Source organism: Streptomyces sp. NPDC097640 (assembly GCF_040302705.1).
Taxonomy (GTDB): Bacteria; Actinomycetota; Actinomycetes; order Streptomycetales; family Streptomycetaceae; genus Streptomyces.
Genome location: NZ_JBEOSB010000045.1, coordinates 61700 through 70142, shown reverse-complemented (window position 1 = coordinate 70142; position 8443 = coordinate 61700). Strand labels below are relative to the sequence as shown.

Below are 8443 nucleotides of genomic sequence, written 5' to 3'. Positions count from 1 at the left end.
ACTCCCCCCCACTCGTGGGGGGGACGCCTCCCCTGGGGGGGGGGCTGTCGTGGGGGCCGCGGCTTTCCAATTTTTTGGGGGGGGGGTGGTGGTTTCACGTGAAACCACCACCCCCCGTCCGAGTCATCCCGCCGTGCGCCGTGTGGAGCAAACGACGGAGTCTGGGAGGATGGCCACGACAGTGACGTCGCCCCCGCGGTTTTCCTAGGTCAGGGCCAAGAACCGACACCCCGCACATCACAAGGAGCGGACAGATGCCCATCGCATCCCCCGAGATCTACAACGAGATGCTCGACCGGGCGAAGGCAGGCAAGTTCGCCTACCCGGCGATCAACGTGACCTCGACGCAGACTCTGCACGCCGCGCTGCGTGGCTTCGCCGAGGCGGAGAGCGACGGCATCGTCCAGATCTCCACCGGTGGTGCGGAGTTCCTGGGTGGTCAGTACAGCAAGGACATGGTGTCCGGTGCGGTCGCCCTCGCCGAGTTCGCGCACATCGTCGCCGAGAAGTACCCGGTCAACATCGCCCTGCACACCGATCACTGCCCCAAGGACAAGCTCGACGGGTATGTGCGCCCGCTGATCGCGATCTCGCAGGAGCGCGTCGCGGCCGGCCGGAACCCGCTCTTCCAGTCCCACATGTGGGACGGCTCCGCGGAGAAGCTCGACGAGAACCTCCGGATCGCGCAGGAGCTGCTCGCCGAGGCCGTCAAGGCCAAGATCATCCTCGAGGTCGAGATCACCCCGACCGGTGGTGAGGAGGACGGCGTCTCGCACGAGATCAACGACGAGCTGTACACCACCGTCGCGGACGTCGAGCGGACCGCGGAGGCGCTCGGCCTGGGCGACAAGGGCCGCTACCTGCTGGCCGCGTCCTTCGGCAACGTCCACGGCGTCTACAAGCCGGGCAATGTCGTGCTGCGCCCGGAGCTGCTGCGTGATCTTCAGGACGGCATCGCCGCGAAGCACGGCAAGGCCGACCCGTTCGACTTCGTCTTCCACGGTGGCTCGGGCTCCACGGAGGACGAGATCCGCACCGCGCTGGAGAACGGCGTGGTGAAGATGAACCTCGACACGGACACGCAGTACGCCTTCACGCGGCCGATCGCGGACCACATGTTCCGCAACTACGACGGTGTGCTGAAGGTCGACGGCGAGGTCGGCGACAAGAAGACGTACGACCCGCGGAGCTGGGGCAAACTGGCGGAGAAGGGCATGTCCGAGCGCGTCACCAAGGCGTGTGCGGATCTGCGCTCCACGGGCACGAAGCTGAAGTAACGCGGCGACGCGGTTTCTTCCGGGCCCGGCGCCCCCCACGGTGGGGGTGCCGGGCCCGCGGCTTTCTCCCCGCCCCGCCCCTTCCCGAACCGGGGCTTCGGCCCCCGGAAATTCGGGCCTCGGGTTGGCGGGGAGGGGTGGGGGCGAGGAGGATCCTGGTATGGGTGATACCGGGCCGGGTGTCGGGCCGCGCCGCGAGCACAGGCCCTCGGGTTCGGCGCCGTCCGGGGCGGGCGGAGCAGGGGCGGACCGTGCCGGGACGATGCGGCTTTCCTCCGCGGCCGGGCGCTGGGTCGTGTTCACCACCGTGCTGGGCTCGGCGATGGCGCTGCTCGACAGCACCGTCGTCAATGTCGCGCTGCCGCACATCGGCCTCGACCTGAACGCCGATCTCCCCGTTCTCCAGTGGACCATCAACGCCTACATGCTCACCCTCGCCGGGCTGATCCTGCTGGGCGGGGCGCTGGGGGACCGGTTCGGGCGGCGGAAGGTCTTCGTCATCGGGGTGGTGTGGTTCTCGGCCGCCTCCCTCCTGTGCGGGCTGGCGCCGAACGCCGGGGTGCTCATCGCCTCCCGGGCGCTCCAGGGCATCGGCGGGGCGCTGCTCACGCCGGGGTCCCTGGCGCTGATCCAGGCGACCTTCCACCCGGACGACCGGGCGCGGGCGGTCGGCCTGTGGTCCGGGTTCGGCGGGGTCGGGGCGGCGATCGGGCCGTTCGTGGGCGGCTGGCTGGTGGACGGGCCGGGCTGGCGCTGGGTGTTCTTTCTGAACGTGCCGCTGGCGGTGGTGTGCGCGCCGGTCGCCCTGCGGCATGTCCCCGAGTCCCGCAATCCGCGCGCGCACGGGCGGTTCGATGTGCTGGGCGCCGCGCTGGGCGCGCTGGCGCTCGGCGGGGTGACCTACGCGCTGATCGCCGCGCCCGTCGCCGGGGTCTCGCCCGCCGTGGTCGTGCCGGCCCTCCTGGGCGTGCTGCTGGGCGTGGCCTTCGTGTACGTGGAGCGGCGGCGCGCCTCGGACGCGATGCTGCCGCTGGACATCTTCTCGTCCCACCAGTTCACCGCCGTCAACGCGGTGACGCTGTGCGTGTACGCGGCGTTCAGCGGGTTCTTCTTCCTGTCCGTGCTTCAGCTCCAGGTCGTGGTGGGCTACTCCGCGCTCGCCGCGGGCACCGCGCTGCTGCCGACCACCGTGCTGATGCTGCTGCTGTCGGCGCGCGCCGGCGAGCTGGGGCGGCGTATCGGGCCGCGGATCCCGCTGACCGTCGGGCCGCTGCTGTGCGCGGTGGGGATGCTGCTGATGACGCGGGCCGGGCCGGGGGCGGTCTACTGGCGGGATGTGCTGCCCGCGCTGCTGGTGCTCGGCCTGGGCATGGTGGCGCTGGTCGCCCCGCTCACCGCGACCGTGCTGGCCTCGGTGGAGGTGGAGCGCGCGGGCCTGGCCAGCGGCATCAACAACGCGGCCGCCCGCGCGGCGGGCCTGATCTCGGTGGCGGCGCTGCCGCTGCTGGCCGGGATGGGGCCGGAGGCGTACCGGTCGGCGCACCAGTTCCAGGCGACCTTCGACCGCGCGATGCCGATCTGTGCCGGGGTGCTGGTGCTGGGCGCCGTCGTGGCCTGGTGCACGGTGCGGCCGGATGTGCTGGAGCAGGGGGCCGTCGAGCCCGCGCCCGCCGCCGGGCCTCCGGCCGGGCCTGCGGCCGCTCCCCCGCCCGCTCCGGCCGGCGCTCCCGCGGCGGCAGCGGAGGAGGCCGCCCCGGGGCCTTGCCGTCCCGAGTGCGTCTACCACTGCGGCGTGGGCGCCCCACCGCTGGATCCGGGCGACGCCGCGCAGCGCGCCCGGGGCTGCTGAGGGCCGGACGGCTGTCCGGGACGCCCCCCGCCCGGGCCCGGACCAGGCAGACTGGGGTCCATGGCCATTCATGAGAATCTGCTCGGGGGACCGCCCCCGACCCATCTGCCCGACGACCCCGAGCCGCGTGAGCTGCTCGCCTCCGGCGCCGCTCCGGCCGAGGTCGCGGCGAAGTACCCGGCCTCCTCCCTCGCCTGGGCGCAGCTCGCCGACGAGGCCTTCGAGGCCGGCCGCGTGGTCGAGTCGTACGCGTACGCCCGCACCGGGTACCACCGCGGCCTGGACGCGCTGCGGCGCAGCGGCTGGAAGGGCCATGGGCCCGTGCCCTTCGAGCACGAGCCCAACCGCGGCTTTCTGCGCGCCCTGCACGCGCTGGCCCGCGCCGCCCAGGCCATCGGTGAGCAGGCGGAGTACGAGCGCTGCTCGACGTTCCTGCGGGACAGCTCTCCGACGGCGGCGGACACCCTTTCCTGAGGACTCCTGAGGCCCGGCAGCGCACTTGCGATAAGTGCGCATGGCACGCATGATGCGCTCGGGGCCCGTCAATGGCGGGTCCCGAGGGGACCGGGGCTCCGACGCCGATCAGGAAGGGGCGGACCGCTACCCGGTAGCAGACTCAGGAGACAGCGATGTCGCATCAGCCTGCCCCGTACGAAGCCGAGCCGGACGCCCCGAATCTCGACTTCCAAGGCACGACGCCTTATGAGGACTACGTCCAGGCGTCCGTGCTCACCCACCTCCAGCACCCGCTCTCCGAGGACCCCGGGGAGATGGTGTTCCTGGTCACGACCCAGGTCATGGAGCTGTGGTTCACCGTCATCGTCCACGAGTGGCACACCGCCGCGCAGGCGCTGCGCGAGGACGATCTGTCCACCGCGCTGGCCGCGCTGAAGCGCTCCACGTACGAGCTCGAATCGCTCAACGCGTCGTGGAAGCCGCTCGCGCACCTCACGCCCGGCCAGTTCAACTCCTACCGCTCCGCGCTCGGCGAGGGCTCGGGCTTCCAGTCCGCGATGTACCGGCGGCTGGAGTTCCTGCTCGGCGAGAAGTCCGCGTCCATGCTCGTCCCGCACCGGGGCGCGCCGCGGGTGCACGCGGAGCTGGAGAAGGCCCTGACCGAGCCCAGCCTCTACGACGCGGTGCTGGGCTATCTGGCCCGCCAGGGCCTGGCCGTCCCGGAGTCCGTGCTGGACCGCGACCCGACGCGGCGGTACGAGCCGGACCCCGCGGTCGAGCGGGTGTGGGAGGAGGTCTACTCCGGCCCGGAGGACAGCGCTCCGGCCCGCCTCGGGGAGGCGCTCACGGAGGTCGCCGAGCTGGTGTGGCGCTGGCGCAACGACCACCTCGTCGCGACCCGGCGGGCCATGGGGGCCAAGACCGGCACCGGCGGCTCGGCGGGGGTCGCCTGGCTGGAGAAGCGGGCGACGAAGAACGTCTTCCCCGAGCTGTGGACGGCGCGCAGCCATGTCTGAGCCGAACGCGTCCGCCACCGCCTCCCTGGCCGAGGAGGCGGCGAAGCTGGACGCCGCCGACGAGCTCGGCGCCAAGCGCGCCGACTTCGTCCTCGACGACACGGTCTACCTCGACGGCAACTCGCTCGGCGCCCTGCCGGCCGCCGTCCCCGCCCGGCTGGCCGATGTCGTGGCCCGCGAGTGGGGGCGGCTGCGCATCCGCTCCTGGGGGGAGAGCGGCTGGTGGACCGCGCCGGAGCGGATCGGCGACCGCGTGGGGCGGCTCGTCGGGGCCGCGCCCGGGCAGGTGGTGGTCACCGACTCGACCAGCGTGAATGTCTTCAAGGCGCTCGTCGGCGGCGTACGGATCGCCCAGGGGCGGTCAGCGGGGCGGGATGTGGCCCGTGACGAGATCCTCGTGGACGAGTCCACCTTCCCCACCGACGGCTATATCGCCGAATCCGCCGCCCGGATGACCGGCTGCGCCCTGCGCCCCGTACCGGCGGCCGAGATGGCAGCGGCCGTCGGCCCGCGCACCGCCGTCGCGCTCGTCAACCACGTCGACTACCGCACCGGCCGCCTCCACGACCTGCCCGGCATCACGGCGGCCGGGCACGCCGCGGGCGCCCTCGTCGTCTGGGACCTGTGCCACAGCGCGGGCGCGCTGCCGGTCGGGCTCGACGAGCACGGGGTCGACCTCGCGGTCGGCTGTACGTACAAGTACCTCAACGGCGGGCCCGGCTCGCCCGCCTACCTGTACGTCGCGCGCGAGCACCAGCCCCGCTTCGACTCCCCGCTGCCCGGCTGGAACTCCCACGCCGACCCCTTCGGGATGGCGCCCGCGTACGTCCCGGCCGACGGCGCCCTGCGCGGCCGTGTCGGCACCCCCGACATCCTGTCCATGCTCGCGCTGGAGGCCGCGCTGGACGTCTGGGACGGGGTCTCGACGGCCGCCGTGCGGGCCAAGAGCCTGGCCCTGACGGACTTCTTCCTGCGCTGCGTCGGCGCGTACGTCCCGGCGGGGCGCGTCGAGTCCCTCACCCCCGCCGCGCACGGGGAGCGCGGCAGCCAGGTCGCGCTGCGCTGCGCGGACGCGGGCGAGGTGATGGCCGAGCTCATCCGGCGCGGCGTCGTGGGCGACTTCCGCCACCCCGACGTGCTGCGCTTCGGCTTCACCCCGCTCTACACAGGCTTCGCCGACACCGAGCGCGCGGCGCGCGCGCTGTCCGCGGTGCTGGCGGGGGCGCCGGGGGAGGTGGCCTAGTGCCGCATCAGACGAGGTGCGCCCGGCTCGCCGCCCTGGCGCCCTTCTCCGGCTATCGCCGGGCGGTGCCCGTGTGTTGTGTCGGCCGAAAGCCCGGGAGGCCCGCCCCCGGCCTTCGGCAGGGCGGCGCGCTCCGACGCGCGTGGGCCCGCCGGACCCTCGGGCGCCGTCCCGCTGGACGGGGCCTGGTCGGGTGCCCGCACGGTGCGGCCCCGCACCGGGTCGCCGTTGCCGCCGGGTGCCCGGGCGCGCGTCCGGGCACGGGGGATTTCCCCGATGTCCGGGGACAGGGCGCGGGGCCCCTCGCCCGGCATCCCGGGAGGGGGCCGCGCGGGGCCGCTCGCCCCTTCGCGGCCGAGCCCGGGCGGCCGGGGACGGGCCGGCCGTACGGGCGGGGGAGCCGGCGTTGACCGACCGACCGAACCCGAACCCGAACCCGGCCGCGTCCGCCACGGCGTCCGCCGAGGCCGAGGAGGCGTCCCTCTTCGGCCTCGCGCCCGTGCCTCCCGACCGCGTCGCCGCCTACGGCGATCACCGGGACCAGGTGGTCGACTTCCATCTCCCTCCGTCCGAAGAGGGGGATCCGCCGCCCGCCCCGCTCGTGCTGCTGTTCCACGGCGGCGCCTGGCGCGCCCCGTACGACCGGCGTCACCTCTCGCCGTTCGCCGCGTATCTCGCGCGGCGCGGGTTCGTGGTGGCGTCGGTGGAGTACCGCCGCGGCGGGGGACAAGAGCACCACGCCGGGCGGTGGCCGGAGACGCTGGACGACATCGCGGCCGCCGTGGACACCGTGCCGGGGCTCGCGCGGGGCCTGGCGCTGCCCGTGGACCTGGCGCGGGTCGTGCTCGCCGGGCACTCCGCGGGCGGGCACGCCGCGCTGTGGGCGGCGGCCCGCCATGTCCTGCCGCCGGACTGCCCCTGGCATCTCCCCGCGCCTCCCCCCGTGTGCGGCGTGGTCGCCCTCGCCCCCATCGCGGACTTCGCCACGGCCCGCGAGCTGCGGGTGTGCTCCGACGCCGTCGACCAGTTCCTCGACGGCGAGGCGCACCACCCGGAGCGGCTGCCGCTGGCCGACCCTGCCGCGCTGCTCCCCACCGCCGTCCCCACCACCGTCGTGCAGGGCGCCACCGACATCGACGTCCCGCCGCAGGTCGCCGAGGCGTTCGCGGGGGCCGCGCGCGGCGCGGGGCAGCCGGTCCGGCTGGTGCGCCTCGCCTCGGCCGGGCACTTCCCGCTGATCGACCCCACCGCCCCCGCCGCGCGCATGGTCGCCGACGAGATCGCCCATGCGGCCCGTAAAACGAGAGAGAAGTAGCGTTCGAGTATGAGCAGCAGAGCAGCCCCTGCCCCCGCCCCGGCCTCCTTCGACCCGTGGGAGCCGTCGTTCGTCGCCGATCCCTATCCGGGGTACGCGGCGCTGCGCGCGGGGGGCCGCGCGCACTACTTCGAACCGTCCCGGCAGTGGCTGATCCCGCACTACGAGGACGTCCGGGCCCTGCTGCGCGACCGTCGCCTCGGCCGCACCTATCTGCACCGCTTCAGCCACGAGGAGTTCGGCCGCACCGCCCCGCCGCCCGAGCACGAGCCGTTCCACACCCTCAACGGCCACGGCATGCTGGACCTGGAGCCGCCGGACCACACCCGGCTGCGCCGACTGGTGTCCAAGGCGTTCACGCCGCGCATGGTCGAGCGGCTCGCGCCGACCGTCGCGCGGCTGGCGGACGAGCTGGTCGAGTCGTTCGTCGCCGAGGGCGGCGGCGATCTGGTGGCGGCGGTGGCCGAGCCGCTGCCGGTGGCCGTGATCGCCGAGATGCTGGGCATCCCGCCCGCCGACCGCGCGCCGCTGCGCCCCTGGTCGGCGGACATCTGCGGGATGTTCGAGCTCAACCCGGGCGAGGAGACCGCGCGGCGCGCGGTCCGCGCCTCCGTCGAGTTCTCCGCGTATCTGCGCGAGCTGATCGCCGCCCGCCGCCGGGACCCCGGCGAGGACCTGATCAGCGGGCTGGTCGCGGCGTACGACGAGGGGGACCGGCTCTCCGAGCAGGAGATGATCTCCACCTGTGTGCTGCTGCTGAACGCCGGCCACGAGGCCACGGTCAACTCCACGGGCAACGGCTGGCTGTCCCTCTTCCGCAACCCCGACCAGCTCGCGCTCCTGCGCTCCGACCCCGACGCGCTGCTGCCCACCGCGGTCGACGAACTGCTGCGCTACGACACGCCGTTGCAGCTGTTCGAGCGGTGGGTGCTGGACGACATCGAGGTCGACGGGACGGTCATCCCGCGCGGCAGCGAGGTGGCGATGCTCTTCGGGTCGGCCAACCGCGACCCGGCGCGCTTCACCGACCCCGACCGCCTCGATCTGTCCCGTACGGACAACCCCCACTTCAGCTTCGGCGGCGGCATCCACTACTGCCTGGGCGCGCCGCTGGCCCGCCTCGAACTCGCCGCGTCCTTCGGCGCGTTGCTGCGGATGGCGCCCGGGCTGCGGCTGGTCGAGGAGCCGCGGTGGAACCCCGGGTTCGTGATCCGGGGGCTGCGGGAGCTGCTGGTCGAGGTCTGAGCCCGCGCCGGATGACCGGAACCCCCGCCGTTGTCCACAGGG

The 8443-nt window shown here is 74.0% G+C and carries 7 protein-coding genes; all 7 read left to right on the top strand.

The window, feature by feature from the left end:
• Positions 1–254: 254 nt before the first annotated feature.
• The 7 genes from fbaA (at position 255) to ABTY62_RS44500 (ending at position 8401) form a co-directional block, all read left to right on the top strand.
• Positions 255–1277 carry a class II fructose-bisphosphate aldolase gene (gene fbaA / locus ABTY62_RS44530; protein WP_352135099.1) on the top strand — a complete coding sequence of 341 codons (1023 nt, stop codon included), beginning with the start codon at positions 255–257 and terminating at the stop codon, positions 1275–1277.
• A 262-nt stretch (positions 1278–1539) separates the two neighbouring features.
• Entirely contained in the window at positions 1540–3126 is a 1587-nt protein-coding gene (locus ABTY62_RS44525) for an MFS transporter (protein ID WP_352135098.1), read from the top strand.
• Between the two features lie 60 nt (positions 3127–3186).
• Positions 3187–3600 (top strand): DUF3151 domain-containing protein, encoded by a 414-nt coding sequence (locus tag ABTY62_RS44520; protein ID WP_352135097.1) that lies wholly within the window; start codon positions 3187–3189, stop codon positions 3598–3600.
• Positions 3601–3755: 155 nt separating this feature from the next.
• A complete protein-coding gene (locus ABTY62_RS44515) occupies positions 3756–4598 on the top strand; it encodes a tryptophan 2,3-dioxygenase family protein (protein ID WP_352135096.1) in 843 nt (280 codons plus the stop codon).
• Complete coding sequence (kynU, locus tag ABTY62_RS44510) at positions 4591–5841, top strand: kynureninase (RefSeq protein ID WP_352135095.1); 1251 nt, start codon at positions 4591–4593, stop codon at positions 5839–5841. Before ABTY62_RS44515 ends, kynU begins: the two co-directional genes overlap by 8 nt.
• 406 nt (positions 5842–6247) lie before the next feature.
• Positions 6248–7156 (top strand): alpha/beta hydrolase family protein, encoded by a 909-nt coding sequence (locus tag ABTY62_RS44505; protein WP_352135094.1) that lies wholly within the window; start codon positions 6248–6250, stop codon positions 7154–7156.
• A 9-nt stretch (positions 7157–7165) separates the two neighbouring features.
• Positions 7166–8401, top strand: a complete 1236-nt coding sequence (locus ABTY62_RS44500) for a cytochrome P450 (RefSeq protein ID WP_352135093.1) — start codon at positions 7166–7168, stop codon at positions 8399–8401.
• Positions 8402–8443: the final 42 nt, after the last annotated feature.

What these genes read in the sequence shown, in the direction of transcription:
- ABTY62_RS44520 (WP_352135097.1), top strand. Translation starts at nt 3,187, where the DNA reads ATGGCCATTCATGAGAATCTGCTCGGGGGACCGCCCCCGACCCATCTG.
- fbaA (WP_352135099.1), top strand. Translation starts at nt 255, where the DNA reads ATGCCCATCGCATCCCCCGAGATCTACAACGAGATGCTCGACCGGGCG.
- ABTY62_RS44500 (WP_352135093.1), top strand. Translation starts at nt 7,166, where the DNA reads ATGAGCAGCAGAGCAGCCCCTGCCCCCGCCCCGGCCTCCTTCGACCCG.
- ABTY62_RS44515 (WP_352135096.1), top strand. Translation starts at nt 3,756, where the DNA reads ATGTCGCATCAGCCTGCCCCGTACGAAGCCGAGCCGGACGCCCCGAAT.
- kynU (WP_352135095.1), top strand. Translation starts at nt 4,591, where the DNA reads ATGTCTGAGCCGAACGCGTCCGCCACCGCCTCCCTGGCCGAGGAGGCG.
- ABTY62_RS44525 (WP_352135098.1), top strand. Translation starts at nt 1,540, where the DNA reads ATGCGGCTTTCCTCCGCGGCCGGGCGCTGGGTCGTGTTCACCACCGTG.